The following is a 16,935-nucleotide window of genomic DNA, read 5'->3' as shown; positions in this document are numbered from 1 at the left end:
CGTCACGCGGCTCGATTTGCTGAAGAATGTTATGCGGGGCAATTCTCATCTGGGTTGTTAGCAAACCATTGCCGTTAACCTGACCAAGCAATGGCAAGTTGAGATACGTATTGGCTCGCTGACGAGATGTGCGTAGAAGCGCGCTATGCGATGACGCTGCGAATTGCGGAGTGGGGTTATGCCGCAAGCGTTAGTCACCCGATATAGATCGGGATCCAAGTGTGCTCCTATTCGTTGATCGCCAGAAACTTCGCCATGAGCCCACGCTGCTTTTTGAGCAACATTTCGAACGACGACATTGCATCAGCAAGCTCAAACATGGAGCACCTGACAACAATGCCCTTTGCAGCCGTCATCGCTTCAACGCCAATTATGGTCCCGATTTTTCCATCCAGAGTCTTGACGCTGGCAATACTACCTTGATACGTAGCTAAATCTGAGGAAATAACGCCTGAATGTATAGGATCTATAGCGATCTGGTCACGCATCTGTCGCTTCAGCCTTTTTTCCAACCGCGTCAACACATCGGCGGGATCTTCAGCAGCTTGTGCCATAGCCTGCTGCACAAACGTTTCACTCGACAGTGCGGAATAGTACGTTTCATTAACCTTTGGCAATTCGACAATCACCCAACGTTGAAATGCGATCGTTTTTCCCGCCGCAAGCTTCACGACCTCATTGCAAGGAGCGAGAAGACTTAGGAGTTCGCGTGCACTTCCCAAGCTCTCCTGCACAAAACGTTTCCGCTCCATCTCATGCGCACTGGAACCCAACTCACAAAACCCATCAGGTAGGTACACTGCGATACGCGGCGATTCAGCGTATCTGACCTCTTGGGCACTCAACATGCTGCATTGGGCCAAAGTCGCCGCTGCAACCAGGGTTCGAAGCAATGACGAGAAATTTTTCATTTTGGAAGTGTTCTTCATTGAGGGTGCTGCTAGTCCTGTCCGTGTCCTTACTCAACATGCCGACTGCGAACGCGGTAGGAGACTCGAAGGTAGGTCCACAGGGCGATTGGCTGCTTGTCGATTCGAATAGTAGAACGGCGTCCTATCTGGATGCCACGAGTGTAGAGGTGCGGGGCAAATACGTCTTTGCCAGAAGCCGCATCGCAAGCTCCGACGTCACGGGTGTCCGGGGCTTCGAATATCGCAGCAGCATCACGACTGCGCTTTACAACTGTTTGTATCGCAGTTGGGCACCCATACAAACCGTCTACTTCTCCGACACCGCTTCTTCTGTGCGCGCAGGAGAGTACCGGTTTGAGGACGACGAGTTAGCGTTCAGGTTTCCTGTAGCACGGACCATGGGCGAGAGCCTGATGCGGGTAGCATGTCGCCTGGCAGGTAGCGATTTAAACAAGTGACGAAGCGGGCGTTCACCTGACGACACGACTAGATCGCGTCGATGCGGCGATCGAATGGCCTGCTATGGAAGAAGGCCTCCATGCGGTGGTCGCGGCCGCCTCCGGTACGGACCGGATCCAAGCGGTGCTGCGCAAACGGTCTTCGGACAAGCCCTAGGTAACCCGCAACCCCTCCGCATGCTCCAGCAACCGCTCCCGCATCGCCTGCGCGGCCGGGCTGAGCGACCGGCCCGCCAAGCGCAAAATGCCCAGCCGGCGCTCGCGCCGGGGCGCCACCAGGGGCACGAAGGCCAGCCGGTCGGCCAGCATGGCCGGCATGCCCAGGCGGGCCAGCACGGTCACTCCCACGTTGGCGTCGAGCAGCGCCAGCATGGTCAGCATGGTGCTGACCTGCATCACCGGTGCCTGCAGCCAGCGGGCCTCTTCCGGCCAGGCGGCCAGCTGGTGGTGGGCGGTCGTGCCCAGCAGGGGCAGGCCCTGCAGTTCGTCCCAGCGCAACTGGCGGCGCCGCGCCAGCGGGTGGCGGCGGCTGCACACGAGGCCGAAGGCATCGTCCGCCAGGGGTTCGAATGCGATCTCCGGCGCCTCCGACACGAGGCTGCCCACACCGAAATCCACCTCCCCGTCGCGCACCATGCGCTCCACGTTGCGCGAGTTGTCGTCCAGCAGGCGCACGGCCACGCCCGGGTGGTCCTGCAGGTAGCCGCTCACCAGGCCCGGCAGCCAGTTGCCGGCCACCGCGGCGATGGCCGCCACGGTCAGCGTGCCCCGGTCCTTGCGCACGAAAGCGGACACCGCCGCGGCCGTGCGGTCGTGGTGCAACACCAATTCGCGCAGGAACGGCAGGCACTGCAGGCCGAGGGGCGTGAGCACGGAGCGCCGGCCCGGCTCCAGCAGCGCGCCGCCCAGGCGCTCTTCCAGCGCCTGGATCGACTTGGTGATGGCCGGCTGCGTGCGGAAGGCCTTGTCCGCCGCTGCCTGGAAGCCGCCGTGCTCGGCCACGAGCAGGAAGTGGCGCACCTGGGTGACCGGCAGGTCGGGCAGCAGCGGGGACGGAGAAGTCATGGCATTTGATTCCTCTTGCTCATCATTGGATGAAAATTATTCCCTATCCGCATCAGCGGCTGCTGCCTACGATGGCCGCCATGCCCCCGCTCCCCGCCTCCCGCCCCCACCCCGTCGATGCCCCCGGAGCGCCGCCCCTGCCGCCCGCGGCCATGGATGCGGTGGACTGGCGCGCGCTGCGCGGACCGCTGCTCGTGGCCCTGCCCGGCGCTGGCTGCTCGCCCGCCGTGTTCGGGCGCCTGCACGCGCCGGGCTGGACGGTGCAGCCCGTGGACTGGGCCGAGCCGCCCCGCAGTCCGCATTCCTGCGAACCGCGCGCAGTGGCGCGGCGCCTGGCCGACGCCCTGCGCCCGCGCGTGCAGGACGGCGATGCCGGGCCGGTAGTCCTGCTGGGCTACTCCGTGGGCGGGGTGCTGGCCCTGCTGACCGCGCTGCAGCCCGGGTTGCCGGTGGCGGGCGTGGTGGCGGGCAATACCGGCGCGCACAGCAGCCGCCATGGCGATCCAGGCTTCGCCCGTCGGGTGCGCGAAGGCTGGACCACGGAGGCCCGGCGGGATTTCCTGCGCACCTGCTTCGCCCGCACGCCGCCAGCCATGCTTTTCGCGCAGCTGTGCGCCTACCTGGACAGCCTGGCGCCCGAGGCGCTGCTGCAAAGCGTCGAGGGCCTGCGCGCCGTGGACCTGCGCCCTCTGCTGCCCTCGCTGCGCTGCCCGGCACTCGTGTTGCACGGGGAACGGGACGTGCGTCGCAGCGTGGCGGATGCCGAGGAACTCGCGGACTGCCTGCCCTCGGCACAGCTGCGGTTGCTGCCCGGCGGCCACACGCCCATGGTGGACTGCCTGCCGCAGTACCTGCAGGCGCTGCACCCCTTCCTGGCCGCGCTCGCCCGCCTGCCGGCACAGGCGTGACGCCACACCGGCCTCCCCTCGCCCCCATTCCAAGACCAGCCAACAGGAGACATTCCCATGCGCCGCACCGCCCCTTCCACCCCGCCGCTGCCCCGGCGCCGCGCCCTGCTGCGCGGCCTGGCGTGCCTGCCGCTCGCCCCGCTGGCCCTGCCCGCTGCCCGCGCGGCGGATGCTCCGTGGCCGGGCGGCCGGCCCATCAGCCTCATCGTGCCTTCCGCGGCGGGGGGGGCGGCGGATTTCGTGGCGCGCACCTTCGCCAGCCACGTGCCTCGCACGCTGCCGCAGGCCAACGTGGTGGTGGACAACCGCCCGGGTGCCGCAGGCATCCTGGGCGCGCTGGCCGCCAAGGCCGCGCCACCGGACGGCTATACCTTCCTGCTCACCAGCAACTCCACGCACGCCGCCAATGTCAGCCTCTACCGCAACCTGCGCTATGACCCGCTGAAGGATTTCGTGCAGGTCGGCATGTTCGGCCGCTTCAGCTCCGTGCTGCTGGTGCGCTCCGACGCGCCATACCGCAGCCTGGAGGAACTGGTGGCGGCGGCGCGCGCCCGCCCCGGCACGCTGAACTACGGCTACTACAGCTCGTCCTCCCAGGTGCCGGCCGAACTGCTGCGCGTGCTCGCCCATCTGCGCTACCAGGGCGTTTCATACAAATCGGTCACGCAGATCCTGACGGACCTCATCGGCGGCCAGCTGGATTTCGTGTTCATCGACACGCTCTCGGCCGCGCCCGCGCTGCAAAACGACCGGCTGCGCCCGATCGCCGTCACCAGCCCCCGACCGCTGCCGGCGCTGCCCCAGGTGCCGGCGGCCAGCTCTGTCGTGCCCGGATTGGAGTTGCAGGGCTGGTTCGGCCTGGCTGCGCCGGCCAGCACGCCGGCCGCGGCCGTCGAGGGCATGGGCCGCGCACTGCAGCAGGCCATGGCCGACCCCGCGGTACAACAGGCCTACGCCGCGCGCGGCTTCGAGAACGCATGGCGCTCCGGGCCCGACCTGCAGCGCTTCATCCAGGAAGACATCCGCCGCTGGGCGCAGTGGGTGGAGATGGCGGGGATCGAACGCATGTAGGCGGGCGCTCCAATTGGTTGTACGATACAACCAATTGGAGCCAGCCCATGTCCACCCCTCCCGTACTGGTCGAAGAACTCCGCGCCGCATCCCGCACCCTGGTGCGCGCCCTCGGTTTCATGGGGGGCGATTTCGCGGGCACCGATCTCTCGCCTTCCGCGGTGCACGCCCTGATCGAGATCGGGCAGGACGGCGGACAGCTGACGGCGCGCGACCTGGGCGAGCGCCTGCGGCTGGAGAAATCCAGCGTGAGCCGCATGCTGCGCAAGCTGGTGGCCTCGGGCGACGTGCGGGAAACGGCCGGCGCGCAGGACGGGCGCGTGAAGCAACTGGCGCTGACAGCGCGCGGCCGGCGACGCGTGGCGGGCATCCATGCGTTCGCGCGGGCTCAGGTGGTCGGCGCCCTGGAGCACCTGGGGCCGGGGGAAGACCGCGCCGTGCTCGAAGGCGTGCGCCTGTATGCCGCCGCGCTGGCCCGGATGGACCAGGGCGGGCCCGCAGCGGCCCCTCAGCGTCCACAGCCACGGCCCGCGGTGGCCCTGTGCTCCGGCTACCGCCCCGGGCTGATCGCCCGTGTCACCGAAATGCATGCGCTCTTCTACGCGCGGGAGGCGGGTTTCGGCCAGCGGTTCGAATCCGTGGTGGCGGGCGGCCTGGCGGAGTTCTGCGGCCGGCTGGACACCCAGGATCCGTCGCCCAACGCCGTGTGGACGGCCGAGGTGGACGGCCGGATCGCCGGATCGGTGGCCATCGACGGCGAAGACCTCGGCCCGGACACTGCCCACCTGCGCTGGTTCATCGTGGATGACGGGGTGCGCGGCGGCGGCGTCGGCCGCCAGCTGCTGGAGGCCGCCCTCGCATTTGTGGACGCCCGGCCGGCCTTCGCCGAAACGCACCTGTGGACCTTCAGCGGCCTGCACGCCGCCCGCCGCCTGTACGAGGCGCATGGTTTCGCCTGCGAGGAGGAGCGTCCGGGAAGCCAGTGGGGGCGGGAAGTGCTGGAGCAGCGCTTCGTGCGGCGTCGTCCCTAGGCCCCCCGGGCAGCCAGGACGGCATCCTGCAGCCCCAGGGGCCGGGCCAGGTAGTAGCCCTGTACGAAGTCCACGCCCAGGCGGCCCAGGGCCTCCAGTTCGGCGGCCTCTTCCACCCCTTCGGCGACGATCTGGCTGCCGATCTCGTGCGCGAAGCTGATCAGCCCCTTGGCCAGCGCCCGCCGGTGGATGTCGCGGTCGATGGAATGCGTGATGCTCATGTCGAGCTTGATGATCTCCGGCTGCAGCTGGAGGATGTGGCGCATGCTGCAGTAGCCGGCACCCGCATCGTCCACGGCCAGGCGGGCCCCCTGGGCGCGCAGCGGCTGCAGGGCCTCGGCCAGGGCCGCGTAGTCGTTCACGGAGGCATGCTCGGTCACCTCCAGCACCACGCGCGACAGGTCGGTGCCGTCTTCCAGCAGCGACTGCAGCCTGCCCGAGAGGATGAAGTCCGGAGAGCAGTTCACGTTGAACGGGACATCGGCGGGAAAGCATCCCAGCGACGCCAGGGCCCGGCGGATGGCATGCAGTTCCAGTTCCATGCCCAGCCCCACGCTGTGGGCCGCGCTGAACCACTGGTCCGGCGGTCGCAGGGGCTCCACGTCGAACCGGGACAGGCATTCGAAACTGTGGAGGCTGCGCCGCGCCAGGTCATAGACGGGCTGGAACACGATGCGCAGGTGGCCGTCGTGCATCGCCGTGCGGATGACGCGCGCGACGGCCTCCTGCTCCTTCTCGCGCCGGGCTGCCGCGTCGAAATAGAAGCCCAGAAACTCGGCGAAGGCGCGCAGCACGTCCATGTCGCGCTCGGCCAGCGACGCGACGGGCGCGTAGCTGAAGCAGCACAGCGTACCGAACAGGCGCTTGTCCTCCAGCACGATGGGCGTGCTGAGGTGCGAGCCGATGGGAATGGACTTCGTCTCCGGAATCTCCATGGCCGCGGGCACGCGGGACGTGTCGGGGATGTATTCCGGCAATTCGCCCCGGATCACCTTCAGGCAGTACCCGCTGCCGAGCGGGATCACCTGCCCGGGTCGCAGTACGCAGGGTTCATCGCCATCCACGTAGTCGAGCACGCGGTCGCTTTCCTGGAAGCGGGAGATGAACGCAACGTCCATCGACAGATGCCTGCGGACCACCTGCAGGACGCGCTCGAGCCCGGTGGCGCTGACGGAATGCTCGAAGAACGGTGCCAGCGGATCGGAGTAGTTGGTCGTTGCCATATACCTCCTTGTTTGCCTGCACAGCCCGTTGCGGCGCTGCCCAGCCCTCTCTCGTGCGTAGTTTACGGGTGAACCTTGTCCGATAGCCATCCTTGATTCATGGAGAGGCAGGGCGACAGGGCGGATTCCTGCCGGCAGGTGCCAGTTCGGCAACCAGGTGGTCGATCAGCGCCCGCAACTTAGGCGCGGTATGGCAGGACGCGGGAAACACCAGGTAGGCGGTGCCCTGGTAATCGCTGCCCACGGTCCAGCCGGGCAGTACGCGCACCACCCGCCCGGCCTGCAGCGCGTCGCGCGCCACGAAATCCGGCACGCAACCCACGCCCAGCCCCGACTCGATCGCCGCGAGGCGCATCTCGCTGTGGTTGACCGTGTAGCGGCCGGCGACCTGCACCTCCACCACGCCATCTCCGTGATGTCCGTCGCCGTCACGGGCGAAGCGCCAGCGGCTGTCTCCCGGCTGCTCGCCGAGCGGCAGGCAGCTGTGGCCTGCCAGGTCCTCGGGCCGGCGGACAGCCCCCCGCGCGGCGAGATAGTCCGGGCTGGCGAGCACCCATTGCCGCACCGGCATCAGCGCTCGGGCCACCATGCCCTGCGGCGGGTCGTCGGTCATGCGGACGACGAGGTCGATGTCCTCGCGCAGGGCATCTACGGGCCGGTCGAGCACCAGCAGGTGCAGGTCCACCTCCGGATGCAGGCGCAGGAAGGACAGCAGGGGCCCGTGCAGCACATGGCGCGCGAAGGCCTTGGGCGCGCTGAGACGCACCAGCCCCCGGGGCGTGCCGACATGGCCTTCGGCGGCCTGCAGGGTGGCCCGGGCGGCGGCCACCATGGCGCGCCCGCGTTCCAGCACCTCCAGCCCGGCCTCCGTCAGCCGCAGCTGCCGGGTCGTGCGCTGCAGCAGGGAGACGCCCAGGGTCTTTTCCAGGCGCGCCACCTGCCGGCTCACGGCGGACGGCGTCAGCCCATGCCGGCGCGCGGCCGCGGAGAAGCTGCCGGCTTCCGCCACGCGGACGAAGGCCACGAGTTCCACCATCACCTCGAGGGCGTCATCTGTTCTCACCGGGCACAGCTCCTGTTCTGCCGCGCAGTCTAGTCAATGCCCGGCAGCGCGGCGAACAATCCCGGCACACAGTACCCCAGGAGCACAGGCATGCAGGCACGCGGCATCCGCGTTGACGGAAACATCGGCATGCGGCGCATGCCGCGGTTCGGCGCCACCGAGGCGCTGCTGCTCCTGGTGGCCGTGATCTGGGGCGGCAGCTACAGCGCCGCGAAGACCGCCACCGCCCAGGTGCCCGTGCTGCAGTTCCTGGTGCTGCGCTTCGGCCTGACCTTCCTGCTCCTGCTGCCGGCACTGCGCGGGCTCGCCGTGCCGGACTGGCGCGCGGCGCTCGGTGGTGCATCGGTGCTGGGCCTGAACCTGCTGGCGATCTTCGTGTGCGAAACCTTCGGCGTCTCGCTGACCACGGCATCGAACGCAGCCTTCCTGATCAGCCTCTGCGTGGCCTTCACGCCGCTGTGCGAATGGTGGCTGCTCAGGGAAAGGCCCGGCCGCGCCGTGCTGTCGGCCGCCGCGCTGTCGCTGCTGGGCGCCGGGCTGCTGGCCTTCCAGCACGGCGGGGTATCCGGCCTCGCCTGGGGAGACGGCCTGATGGTGCTCGCGGCCTTCCTGCGCGGCGCGATGGTCTGCCTCACGCGCCGCCACGGCCAGCGGCACGGGCTGCCCGCGCTCACCGTGACCGCGGTGCAGATGGGCGTGATGGCCCTGGGCTCGGCAGCCCTGATGCTCGCGGTGCAGGGCCCCGGCTGGCCGCCGCTGCCGCGCACCGTGCCGTTCTGGGGGGCCATGGCCTTCCTGGTGCTGCTGTGCACGCTGTTCGCGTTTTTCGTGCAGAACCACGCGGCATCACGCACCAGCCCCTCGCGCGTGGCCCTGCTCATGGGCAGCGAGCCGCTGTGGGGCGCCCTCATCGCCATGCTGTGGATGGGCGAGCGCATGACGGCGCAGGGCTGGCTCGGCGGACTGCTGGTCGTCGGGGCGGCCTGGTGGGTCACGCGGAGGAGCGCTGCCGGGGCCTGCCCTGCACCGGCAGCGAAAGCATGACATCGCGGCACAATGGGTCTCCAGGCCAGGAGCACCCTTTTTGCCCCATGCAACGCATTTCGTCCCTGAACATCGTGGACCTGCTGCTCGATGCGGTGTGTATCGTCGAGGCGGACAGCACCATCATCTTCGTCAGCCCGGCCTTCGAGCGCATCTTCGGCTACGCGCCGAAGGAAGTGGCGGGCAAGCGCATGCTCGACATGGTGCACCCCGAAGACCTGCCCGCCACCCAGGACCAGGTGCAGCGCATCACCGGCGGCCAGCTCCAGCTCCACTTCGAGAACCGGTACATCCGCAAGGACGGGCGCATCGCCCACATCCGCTGGACGGCGCGCCTGCTGGAAGAGCACAACGTGCGCCTGGCCGTGGCGCACGACATCACCGAGCGCAAGTCCACCGAGGCACTGCAGGCGGCCATCTACGGCATTTCGGAGGCGACCCACGCCGAGCAGACGCTGGAGTCGCTGTTCAGCTGCATCCACCGGATCATCGGCAGGCTGCTGCCGGCCGCCAACCTTTCCGTGGCGCTATACGACGCTTCGGCGCAAACACTGAGCTTTCCGTACCACGCCAATGAGCACCGTCACGCCCCGCCCCCCCTGCCGCTGGCCGAAGCGCCGCTGCACGCCGAGGTGATCCGCACCGGCCGCACGCTGCTGCTCGCCCCCGACGCCGAAGCGCACGCACCGCACCAGCCCCAAGCGTGGCTGGGCGTGCCGCTGCAGACGTCCAACGGCGTCCTGGGCGTGCTGGTGCTGCAGGGGTCGCACTACACCGACAAGGACAAGGACCTGCTGCAGTTCGTCTCCACCCAGGTGGCGGCGGCCGTGGAACGCAAGCAGACGCTTGAGCGCCTGCGGCAGATGGCCCAGTACGACCAGCTCACCCAGCTGCCCAACCGCCAGTTGTTCCTGGACCGCCTCAGGACCGCGCTGGCGCGGGCCCGTCGCGACAACCAGCGGCTGTCGTTGCTGTTCATCGACCTGGACCGTTTCAAGGAGGTGAACGACACGCTGGGCCATGCCATGGGCGACCTGCTGCTGCAGCGGGTGGCTCAGCGCCTGCTGGCATGCGTGCGCGCATCCGACACGGTGGCCCGGCTGGGTGGAGACGAATTCGTCGTGCTGATCGAAGGCTTCCATTTCGCCGAACATGCCACGAGCGCGGCCGAGAAGATCCTGGCCGCATTCGGCGAGCCATTCGACCTGGAGGGCCATCGCCTGAGCATCCTGCCCAGCATCGGCGTTTCCATTTATCCCGACCACGGCGATGAGGAGCACAGCCTGCTGTTTCACGCCGACGGGGCGATGTACCGGTCGAAGAAAAGCGGCGGCAACCGCATCAGCGTTGCGCCCCCACCGTGAGCCAACCTGGCGGCGGGCACGCCTCGCACGAGGCCACGGCGGTGCGCCCACCCGGCGGGATACCCCTGAGCCTGCGTGTGAACCGTCAGCAAATATGGCCAGCCTGGCTCCTGCCGCTTTTCAGGTCGAAGCCCACGTAGCAGGTATGTTTTCCGGACCGGCTCCGGTAGCAGGCCAGGTCGTTCTTCTGCCGCATCCTCTCGCCGGGTTCGGAAGGGCACAGGTTGGGGATGTCTCGCTCCATCTGTTCGAAGATCTGGCGGGCAGCGTCCTTGTCGATCCGGATGGCAAGGCTGGAACCGGATTTGCCAGCGGGCCGGGGATCGCTCAACTCTCCGGAATAGACCTCATAGGCGCCTGAAAGCGGCTTGTATTGGAACCGCCATTCTTCGTCCGCGGCGAGGACTCCCTGGCAGAAAAGCGCGGTGAAAAGCAGGGGCGATAGCCTCGCGAAGGATCGGATCATCCATGTACCTCGATATGCAGATGGTCGTCATGCCCCGCGAGGGGATGGACCCGGGGGATGCGGCCATCGTTGAAGAATACTGTCCTGACCATTCCAGTGGACTGGAAGCATGCCACGAGCTTGGCAGTGGCCTGGCGGTCATAGTCAGGGCTGCCGTGCTTCACCGGGAGCTGCCGGCCATCTTTCCTGAGCGGGCGGATGTCGACCTGCAGACCGTTGCGGTGGCTGTGGTGCGGGCTGAACGTTGCACCGCCAGCCAGGCTGATGTTTCCGACGCCGAAGCGCCGATGGTCCATCAACGCCCACTTGCGCCCCGCAGCCAAGAGGAAATTCAGAAGCTGGGGGTGGCAATACTGGCCGGCTCCGTGCAAGGGCGTCCCATAGTTGTAATAACCGCCTTCTTCCGGGTTTTGCGGAAGCATCCAATAATTTCTCTCGTCCTGAGGTAGTGCCATTTCTATAAGCCTGCAACGGCTGAATGGAAAGGCCCTTGATTCTATGGATCAACCTTTGAAAACTAATTCATTGAGCATTATTTTTCATTAACTTTCGAATAATTGAGAATACGAAACCTGCCCACCTATGCCACTGCAGACAGCGTCTCTCACCGCATCCACTCTGCCACCGAGAACACTGCCAAGAATACGCCCACCAGCGGGTGCATCAAGCCGCGGGGACCGCACGCCGAGGTGAATCAACGCAGTCGCGGTCCTGTCCCAGCCCACCACCGCACGGATTCAAGCGACGCTGGAGGACGGTAAGTACATGTCAGCGACGTTGGCGCAGTCGCTCCAGCAGTTCGAACAACGCCATGCCGGCCAGCATGGCCGCCACGAAGATGGCTGCGCCGCGCAGCCCCATGCCCAGGCCCACCAGGGCCGGGCCCGGGCAGAAGCCCGCGAGGCCCCAGCCCGCACCGAACAGCAGCGCCCCGCCGATCAGCCGCGCATCCAGCCCCCGCGCCATGGGCCACTGCAGGGGCGCCCCGCCCAGCAGCGTGCGGCCCCGCAGCCGCGCGATGGCGAACGCCGCCAGGGCGACGGCGACGGCACCTGCCATCACCAAGGCCAGCGAGGGGTTCCACAGGCCCGCCACGTCCAGGAAACCCAGCACGCGCGCCGGATCGGACATGCCCGAGACAATCAGCCCCAGGCCGAAAACCAGGCCCACGGCCAGGGCCGCCAGGATATTCGCCATCATCGACTCCTTGCCGTGCGGTTGCGACACCGCGTTCCGCTGTGCAGGCGCGCGTCAGGCATGCCACGCCACCCCGTGCCGCAGCACATACACCGTGGCCATGCCCGCGGCCATGAACACCAGGGTGGCCACGAGCGAACGGCCCGAAAGCCGCGAAATCCCGCAGACCCCGTGCCCGCTGGTGCATCCTGCGCCGTAGCGCGTGCCCAATCCCACGAGCAGCCCTGCCACCACGAGGGTGCCGGTGCCCGCGTCGATGCGCGGCACCGGCAGCGGGGCGAAGAGTGCATGCAGCCAGGGCGAGGCCACCAGGCCCGCCACGAAGGCCGCGCGCCAGGCCACGTCGCCGCGCGCCGGGCGCAGCAGCCCGCCCAGCACGCCGCTGATGCCGGCGATGCGGCCGGACACCAGCATGAAGGCGCCGGCCGCCAGGCCGATGAGCGCGCCGCCGGCGAGGGCCGCGCCGGGCGTGAAGGAAGGCCAGTCGATGGCAGCCATGGGATTCACTCCTGGGGGCAGTAGAGGCGGTAGAGCACCGCGAGCACCTCGAGCAGCGCGGGATCGGCCACCCGGTAATGGATGTTCTTGCCCTCGCGCCGCGTGGCCACCACGCCCTGCCGGCGCAGCACGCCGAGTTGCTGCGACAGCGTGGGCTGGCGGATGTCCAGGCTGGCCTCCAGTTCGCTCACGCACATCTCTCCCTGGGAGAGCTGGCACAGCAGCAGGAGCCGGTCCTCGTTGGCGAGCAGCTTGAGCCGGGCGACGGCCTGGACGGCAGCCTGCCGCAGCGCCCGGGGATCGAGCGGTGGCGGCGCGGCCGAAGATGGGGGCGGCATGGACGGGCTCGTGGATGGCATTGACATCAATATACCAAAAAACATAATATTTAAAAGCATACCGACGAACGGAGCCGCCATGACATCCTTGCCCCTGCCCTCTTCCACCGGAGCGACCGCCACGGTGCAACCGTTCCACGACAGCAGGACCGGAACCGTGTCCTACGTGGTCTGGGACCATGCCACCCGCCAGGCGGCGGTGATCGACCCGGTGCTGGACTACGACCCCGATGCCGGCCGCACGCACGACGCCTCCGCGCGGCTGCTGCTGGACTACCTGCAGGCCGAGCGGCTGGGCGTGGAATGGATCCTGGAGACGCATGCCCATGCGGACCACCTCTCCGCCGCCCGCCGCATCCAGGCGGCCGCGGGCGGCAAGGTGGCCATCGGGGCGGCCATCCGCACGGTGCAGCGCACCTTCGGCCCGCTGTTCGGCATGGAGCCCGCACAGGACGACGGTTTCGACCACCTGTTCGAAGACGGCGAGACATTCCGCATCGGCGCCACCGGGGCGCAGGCGATCGGCGTGCCGGGCCATACGCCGGCGGACATGGCCTACCGGATCGACGGGGCCGTGTTCGTGGGCGACACGCTGTTCCTGCCCGACGTGGGAACGGCCCGGACGGACTTTCCCGGCGGGGATGCGGCGGCGCTCTACCGCTCCATCCAGCGACTGCTGGACCTGCCGGGCGACACGCGCATGTTCGTGTGCCACGACTATCCGCCAGAAGGCCGGGCACCGGCCTGCGAGACGACGGTGGAGGCCCAGCGGCGGAACAACATCCACGTGGGCCGGCAGGCCGGCGAGCGCGCCTTCGTGGCGCTGCGCCAAGCGCGCGACGCCACCCTGGCCGTGCCGCGCCTGCTGCTGCCGTCGATCCAGGTGAACGTCCGCGGCGGGCGCCTTCCGGAGCCGGGGCCGGAAGGCATCGCGTACCTGCGCATCCCGCTGAACGTGTTCGGCCGCGCGGACGCCCTGCCAGGCACCACGTCCGCCTCCTAGACGCTCGCGGCCTGCGGCGGGAGTACCGCGCCGCGGCATGGCAGCTCTCCTACCCGCGTTCAGGCAGGGTGCCCACCGCCTGCACGCCCCGCCTGCGCGAAGCTGCGGTCATCGCGGCCCGGCTTGCCAGCAGGGCCCCTTCCACCCAGGAGACCGCCATGCGCACACCCCCCATCGACGACGAACCCGGCATCGACCCCAGCGACGACCCCACGGCGGAACTGCCCGAGGGCGACGATCTCAACGACCACCTGAACGCGGAGCGCGATGTCTCCGACGGCATCGACGAAATCTCGGCCCAGCCCTTCGACGATCCGCGCGAAGGTGGCCCGCTCAATTTCGACGACGGCACCACCATGGGCTATCCGCGCGGCAAGACCGGCCGCGAGGGCGGCACCTGGGAGGCCGAGGGCGGCGACAGCGGCGACCTGGAGCCCCCCGCGGAAGTGATGTCGGACCGCAACGGGCCCAGCGACCCGGACGCCCGCCGCGGCTGATCCGCTCAGGCAGCGTTGCCTGCGCAGGGATGCCCGTCGCCGGCCGGCTGGCTCTCCGCGTGGATGACGACGCGGTTGCGCCCAGCGCGCTTGGCCTGGTAGAGGGCCTCGTCCGCGCGGCGCAGCACCTCGCCCACCGTTTCACCGGGGCGGACCAGCGCGACGCCGGCGGAACAGCTGTAGCGGAACTCCGGTGCCTCGGGCAGCGGCGAAACCGTATCCAGGCTGGTCCCCAGGCGGCGCAGCACGCTGTCGGCGCCCAGGGTGCGAGCGCCCTGCAGGACGAGCAGGAATTCCTCCCCGCCGATCCGCGCGACCATGTCGTCGCGGCCGGCGGCCTCCGCCAGGCGCGCCGCGAAGTCCTTGAGGACCAGGTCGCCGCCCGCGTGCCCGAAGCGGTCGTTCACCGCCTTGAAATGGTCGATGTCGATGACCGCGACGGCCATGGCCTGGGCCTTGTTGGGCCCGAGCTTCTGGTGCAGGAAGTCCATGGCGTAGCGGCGGTTGCTCAGGCCGGTCAATTCGTCGCTGAGGGCCGACTTCATGGCCTTGTCGCGCTCCTGCCGCAGGTCGCGCAAGCCGATGCCCAGCTCGGAGACATCGGTGACCACGCACAGCATCCAGCCTCCGGGCAGCGTGGTTTCCGTGGTCAGCACCCAACGCCCGTCGTTCAGGCTCGTCTCGATGGTGCGGTAGGGCAGCTTGCCGCGCCGGCTCCTGGCGGAGCGCAGCCAGACCTCGAAATCGCTGGTCTCGACCACCGTGCCGGTGGAGGAACGGTAGCTCTTGCGCATGAGCTCCTCCCAGGGAAGGAAATCGCCTTCGCCCACGCCCAGCGCGGACCGGAAGGCCGCATTGGCGTAGCGCAGGCAGTCGTCGCCGTCGAACAGGGCGTACCCCTGCTGCGAGACCTCCACGAGCGCCATCCACTGCCGCATCAGGGGATCGCCGATGTCGCCGGTGTCCGGGGCGTCGGCCAGGGCCTTGGTGGAGGAGTTGGGCATGGTCCGGTGGCAGGCTGTGGCAGGTCGGCAATGCCGACGGATGAGCCGGCAGGCCCACAGTATCCACAACCTCGCCCCGAAAAGCCAACCCGCGCGGCGGGATACCCCTGCGCGCGCGAGGGCGCGTCTGGCCCGGTTCCGGCACTCAGGCGTATTTGCCCGTCAGCCCGCCGTCCACCACCAGTTCCGTGCCGGTAACGTAGGCGGCAGCGTCCGAAGCGAGAAAGGCGCAGGCATGCGCCACTTCCCAGGCCGTGCCCATGCGGCCCATGGGCACCTGCCGCGCGCGGGCGGCGCGGGCCTCGTCCAGGCAGCCCTCCGAGAACATCTTCGCCACCGTGGTGGCGATGCGCGGCGTGTCGATCAGGCCGGGCACCACGGTGTTGGCACGGATGCCGTGGGGCGCGTACTGCTGCGCCACCATGCGCGTGAACTGGGTCACCGCGGCCTTGGTGACGCTGTAGGCCAGGTGCGGATAGCCCACGTAGCGCATGCCAGCCACCGACGAGATGGCGATCACCGATCCGCGCCCGCGCTCCACCATGTCCGGCAGCACCTGCTGCGCGCACAGCAGCAGGCTGCGCACGTTCACGGCATGGATGCGGTCCAGGTCTTCCGCGGTTGTCTCCAGCGGGCCGCCGGTCTTGCCGATGCCCACGTTGTGGTGCAGCACGTCGATGGCGCCGAAGCGCGCGCGGGCCTCGGCGAAGAGGCGCTGCACGTCGGCCTCCAGCGCCACGTCGCCCACGAAGGTGGCGGCCTCGCCGCCCTCGGCCTGTATGAGGGCGGTGGTTTCCTCGGCCGATGCCGCATCGCGGTCGGCCACGCAGACCGCCGCGCCCAGGCGGGCATAGGTGACGCAGGCGGCGCGGCCGATGCTCCAGCCGGGGCCGGCAGAGCCCCCTCCGGCGACGAAGACCACACGGCCGGACAGGTCCAGCGGCAGCGCGGGCGGGCAGCGGGCACCAGGATCGGCATCTTCGCCACTCATGCCGGCGCCCCGCCGTCCGAAGGCTTGCCGCCCTCGCCCACATAGGGAATGGCGTGCTCCACGGTGTCCCAGATGAAGCGGCCCGAGGGGCTCTGCTGCTCCTCCACGATGTGCGCCACCAGCCCCGCCGCGCGGGAGATCACGGCGAAGCCGCGCATCACGCCCGTGGGCACGCCGATCTCGCCCAGCAGCGCGGCGACGGCGCCCGTGGCGTTGATGGTGATGGGCCGGCCGGCGACCGCGTCCACGGCCTTGGACAGCGTCTCCAGGGCCCGGACGTGCCGCCCTGCGAGGTCAGGCTCGGCGCGCGCCAGTTCCAGCAGCTTGTAGGCGCGCGGATCGACCGGCTTGTGCAGGTGGTGGCCGAAGCCGGGCACGGCGCTCCTGCTCGCCTTGCAGTCGCGCGCGATGGCCTGCGCCTCGGCATCGGGATCTTCCGCGGCCATGATGCGGTCGAGCAGGCGCGCGCAGTTCTCCATGGTGCCCACGAAGGAGCTGCCCACGGCCAGCAGGCCGGCGCTCACGGCGCCCTGCAGGTTCTCCGGCGCGCTCATGTAGATGAGCCGCGTGGCGATGGCGCTGGGCGTGAGGCCGTGCTCCATGAGCACGATGAGCACCACGTCGGTGATGCGCAGGTCCACCGGGCGCGGCGTGCGGCCCAGAATCTGCATCAGCATCACCTCGGTGAAGGTCTTCTGGCCCATCAGATCCTCGACCAGGTCGGCGTCGCGATAGTGCAGGCTGGTGAGGGTGTGCGTACACAGGCGGGTGACGGGGGCGTCGTTGCGGACGGATGTCATGGA

The 16,935-nt window shown here is 68.7% G+C and carries 20 protein-coding genes; 8 read left to right on the top strand and 12 right to left on the bottom strand.

Annotation, left to right across the window (positions count from 1 at the left end):
* Positions 1-227: 227 nt before the first annotated feature.
* The gene (locus T336_RS26555) at positions 228-929 is read right to left on the bottom strand and encodes a hypothetical protein (RefSeq protein ID WP_156957814.1); all 702 of its coding nucleotides are present in this window, start codon (positions 927-929) and stop codon (positions 228-230) included.
* Between T336_RS26555 and T336_RS27590 the strand changes: the two genes are divergently transcribed.
* Complete coding sequence (locus tag T336_RS27590; RefSeq protein WP_404821583.1) at positions 893-1,369, top strand: surface-adhesin E family protein; 477 nt, start codon at positions 893-895, stop codon at positions 1,367-1,369. The genes T336_RS26555 and T336_RS27590 overlap by 37 nt on opposite strands.
* Positions 1,370-1,522: 153 nt before the next feature.
* Here the strand turns inward: T336_RS27590 and T336_RS0107685 are convergent, their stop codons facing one another.
* A complete protein-coding gene (locus T336_RS0107685) occupies positions 1,523-2,434 on the bottom strand; it encodes a LysR family transcriptional regulator (RefSeq protein WP_035225462.1) in 912 nt (303 codons plus the stop codon).
* A gap of 80 nt (positions 2,435-2,514) precedes the next feature.
* On the opposite strand from T336_RS0107685, the gene T336_RS0107680 reads away from it, so the two are divergent.
* The 3 genes from T336_RS0107680 to T336_RS0107670 are packed head-to-tail and all read left to right on the top strand — an operon-like array spanning position 2,515 to position 5,444.
* On the top strand, positions 2,515-3,342 hold the full coding sequence (locus T336_RS0107680; RefSeq protein ID WP_244883895.1) for an alpha/beta fold hydrolase: 828 nt from the start codon (positions 2,515-2,517) through the stop codon (positions 3,340-3,342).
* A 57-nt stretch (positions 3,343-3,399) separates the two neighbouring features.
* Complete coding sequence (locus T336_RS0107675; protein ID WP_026432100.1) at positions 3,400-4,413, top strand: Bug family tripartite tricarboxylate transporter substrate binding protein; 1,014 nt, start codon at positions 3,400-3,402, stop codon at positions 4,411-4,413.
* A 47-nt stretch (positions 4,414-4,460) separates the two neighbouring features.
* On the top strand, positions 4,461-5,444 hold the full coding sequence (locus T336_RS0107670) for a MarR family winged helix-turn-helix transcriptional regulator (RefSeq protein ID WP_026432099.1): 984 nt from the start codon (positions 4,461-4,463) through the stop codon (positions 5,442-5,444).
* On the opposite strand, the gene T336_RS0107665 is transcribed toward T336_RS0107670, so the two are convergent.
* Complete coding sequence (locus T336_RS0107665) at positions 5,441-6,667, bottom strand: sensor domain-containing phosphodiesterase (RefSeq protein ID WP_026432098.1); 1,227 nt, start codon at positions 6,665-6,667, stop codon at positions 5,441-5,443. The two genes, T336_RS0107670 and T336_RS0107665, sit on opposite strands and share 4 nt — an antisense overlap.
* A 97-nt stretch (positions 6,668-6,764) precedes the next feature.
* The gene (locus T336_RS0107660) at positions 6,765-7,730 is read right to left on the bottom strand and encodes a LysR family transcriptional regulator (protein WP_026432097.1); all 966 of its coding nucleotides are present in this window, start codon (positions 7,728-7,730) and stop codon (positions 6,765-6,767) included.
* Between the two features lie 90 nt (positions 7,731-7,820).
* Between T336_RS0107660 and T336_RS0107655 the strand changes: the two genes are divergently transcribed.
* Both T336_RS0107655 and T336_RS0107650 read left to right on the top strand, forming a co-directional pair.
* Positions 7,821-8,774 (top strand): DMT family transporter, encoded by a 954-nt coding sequence (locus T336_RS0107655; RefSeq protein ID WP_026432096.1) that lies wholly within the window; start codon positions 7,821-7,823, stop codon positions 8,772-8,774.
* A 47-nt stretch (positions 8,775-8,821) separates the two neighbouring features.
* Complete coding sequence (locus T336_RS0107650; RefSeq protein WP_026432095.1) at positions 8,822-10,138, top strand: GGDEF domain-containing protein; 1,317 nt, start codon at positions 8,822-8,824, stop codon at positions 10,136-10,138.
* 85 nt (positions 10,139-10,223) lie between these two features.
* On the opposite strand, the gene T336_RS0107645 is transcribed toward T336_RS0107650, so the two are convergent.
* The 5 genes from T336_RS0107645 to T336_RS0107625 form a co-directional block, all read right to left on the bottom strand.
* Positions 10,224-10,604 (bottom strand): hypothetical protein, encoded by a 381-nt coding sequence (locus T336_RS0107645; RefSeq protein WP_026432094.1) that lies wholly within the window; start codon positions 10,602-10,604, stop codon positions 10,224-10,226.
* Positions 10,601-11,059 (bottom strand): penicillin-insensitive murein endopeptidase, encoded by a 459-nt coding sequence (locus tag T336_RS26000; protein ID WP_084151387.1) that lies wholly within the window; start codon positions 11,057-11,059, stop codon positions 10,601-10,603. Before T336_RS26000 ends, T336_RS0107645 begins: the two co-directional genes overlap by 4 nt.
* 313 nt (positions 11,060-11,372) lie before the next feature.
* On the bottom strand, positions 11,373-11,801 hold the full coding sequence (locus T336_RS0107635; protein WP_026432092.1) for a DUF6691 family protein: 429 nt from the start codon (positions 11,799-11,801) through the stop codon (positions 11,373-11,375).
* Between the two features lie 54 nt (positions 11,802-11,855).
* Positions 11,856-12,299, bottom strand: coding sequence for a YeeE/YedE family protein (locus tag T336_RS0107630; RefSeq protein WP_026432091.1), 444 nt, complete (start codon positions 12,297-12,299; stop codon positions 11,856-11,858).
* Between the two features lie 5 nt (positions 12,300-12,304).
* Positions 12,305-12,637: an ArsR/SmtB family transcription factor gene (locus T336_RS0107625; protein WP_026432090.1), complete on the bottom strand. Its 333-nt coding sequence runs from the start codon at positions 12,635-12,637 to the stop codon at positions 12,305-12,307.
* A 79-nt stretch (positions 12,638-12,716) separates the two neighbouring features.
* On the opposite strand from T336_RS0107625, the gene T336_RS0107620 reads away from it, so the two are divergent.
* On the top strand, positions 12,717-13,640 hold the full coding sequence (locus T336_RS0107620) for an MBL fold metallo-hydrolase (RefSeq protein ID WP_051647083.1): 924 nt from the start codon (positions 12,717-12,719) through the stop codon (positions 13,638-13,640).
* Positions 13,641-13,798: 158 nt separating this feature from the next.
* Positions 13,799-14,137, top strand: coding sequence for a hypothetical protein (locus T336_RS0107615; protein WP_019702082.1), 339 nt, complete (start codon positions 13,799-13,801; stop codon positions 14,135-14,137).
* Between the two features lie 5 nt (positions 14,138-14,142).
* Here the strand turns inward: T336_RS0107615 and T336_RS0107610 are convergent, their stop codons facing one another.
* The 3 genes from T336_RS0107610 to T336_RS0107600 all read right to left on the bottom strand — a co-directional run bounded on the left by T336_RS0107610 (position 14,143) and on the right by T336_RS0107600 (position 16,932).
* Entirely contained in the window at positions 14,143-15,141 is a 999-nt protein-coding gene (locus T336_RS0107610) for a sensor domain-containing diguanylate cyclase (protein WP_019702083.1), read from the bottom strand.
* Positions 15,142-15,286: 145 nt separating this feature from the next.
* A complete protein-coding gene (locus tag T336_RS0107605) occupies positions 15,287-16,132 on the bottom strand; it encodes an SDR family NAD(P)-dependent oxidoreductase (protein WP_051647082.1) in 846 nt (281 codons plus the stop codon).
* Complete coding sequence (locus tag T336_RS0107600) at positions 16,129-16,932, bottom strand: citryl-CoA lyase (RefSeq protein ID WP_026432087.1); 804 nt, start codon at positions 16,930-16,932, stop codon at positions 16,129-16,131. Before T336_RS0107600 ends, T336_RS0107605 begins: the two co-directional genes overlap by 4 nt.
* Between the last annotated feature and the right edge of the window lie 3 nt (positions 16,933-16,935).

This window comes from Paracidovorax oryzae ATCC 19882 (assembly GCF_000687165.1).
GTDB classification, from domain to species: Bacteria; Pseudomonadota; Gammaproteobacteria; order Burkholderiales; family Burkholderiaceae_C; genus Paracidovorax; species Paracidovorax oryzae.
This window is presented reverse-complemented; position numbering and strand designations above follow the sequence as displayed.

Coding starts and splice junctions, on each gene's coding strand:
- T336_RS27590 (WP_404821583.1), top strand. CDS start 893: ATGACGAGAAATTTTTCATTTTGGAAGTGTTCTTCATTGAGGGTGCTG.
- T336_RS26555 (WP_156957814.1), bottom strand. CDS start 929: ATGAAGAACACTTCCAAAATGAAAAATTTCTCGTCATTGCTTCGAACC.
- T336_RS0107685 (WP_035225462.1), bottom strand. CDS start 2,434: ATGACTTCTCCGTCCCCGCTGCTGCCCGACCTGCCGGTCACCCAGGTG.
- T336_RS0107680 (WP_244883895.1), top strand. CDS start 2,515: ATGCCCCCGCTCCCCGCCTCCCGCCCCCACCCCGTCGATGCCCCCGGA.
- T336_RS0107675 (WP_026432100.1), top strand. CDS start 3,400: ATGCGCCGCACCGCCCCTTCCACCCCGCCGCTGCCCCGGCGCCGCGCC.
- T336_RS0107670 (WP_026432099.1), top strand. CDS start 4,461: ATGTCCACCCCTCCCGTACTGGTCGAAGAACTCCGCGCCGCATCCCGC.
- T336_RS0107665 (WP_026432098.1), bottom strand. CDS start 6,667: ATGGCAACGACCAACTACTCCGATCCGCTGGCACCGTTCTTCGAGCAT.
- T336_RS0107655 (WP_026432096.1), top strand. CDS start 7,821: ATGCAGGCACGCGGCATCCGCGTTGACGGAAACATCGGCATGCGGCGC.
- T336_RS0107650 (WP_026432095.1), top strand. CDS start 8,822: ATGCAACGCATTTCGTCCCTGAACATCGTGGACCTGCTGCTCGATGCG.
- T336_RS0107645 (WP_026432094.1), bottom strand. CDS start 10,604: ATGATCCGATCCTTCGCGAGGCTATCGCCCCTGCTTTTCACCGCGCTT.
- T336_RS26000 (WP_084151387.1), bottom strand. CDS start 11,059: ATGGCACTACCTCAGGACGAGAGAAATTATTGGATGCTTCCGCAAAAC.
- T336_RS0107635 (WP_026432092.1), bottom strand. CDS start 11,801: ATGGCGAATATCCTGGCGGCCCTGGCCGTGGGCCTGGTTTTCGGCCTG.
- T336_RS0107630 (WP_026432091.1), bottom strand. CDS start 12,299: ATGGCTGCCATCGACTGGCCTTCCTTCACGCCCGGCGCGGCCCTCGCC.
- T336_RS0107625 (WP_026432090.1), bottom strand. CDS start 12,637: ATGCCGCCCCCATCTTCGGCCGCGCCGCCACCGCTCGATCCCCGGGCG.
- T336_RS0107620 (WP_051647083.1), top strand. CDS start 12,717: ATGACATCCTTGCCCCTGCCCTCTTCCACCGGAGCGACCGCCACGGTG.
- T336_RS0107615 (WP_019702082.1), top strand. CDS start 13,799: ATGCGCACACCCCCCATCGACGACGAACCCGGCATCGACCCCAGCGAC.
- T336_RS0107610 (WP_019702083.1), bottom strand. CDS start 15,141: ATGCCCAACTCCTCCACCAAGGCCCTGGCCGACGCCCCGGACACCGGC.
- T336_RS0107605 (WP_051647082.1), bottom strand. CDS start 16,132: ATGAGTGGCGAAGATGCCGATCCTGGTGCCCGCTGCCCGCCCGCGCTG.
- T336_RS0107600 (WP_026432087.1), bottom strand. CDS start 16,932: ATGACATCCGTCCGCAACGACGCCCCCGTCACCCGCCTGTGTACGCAC.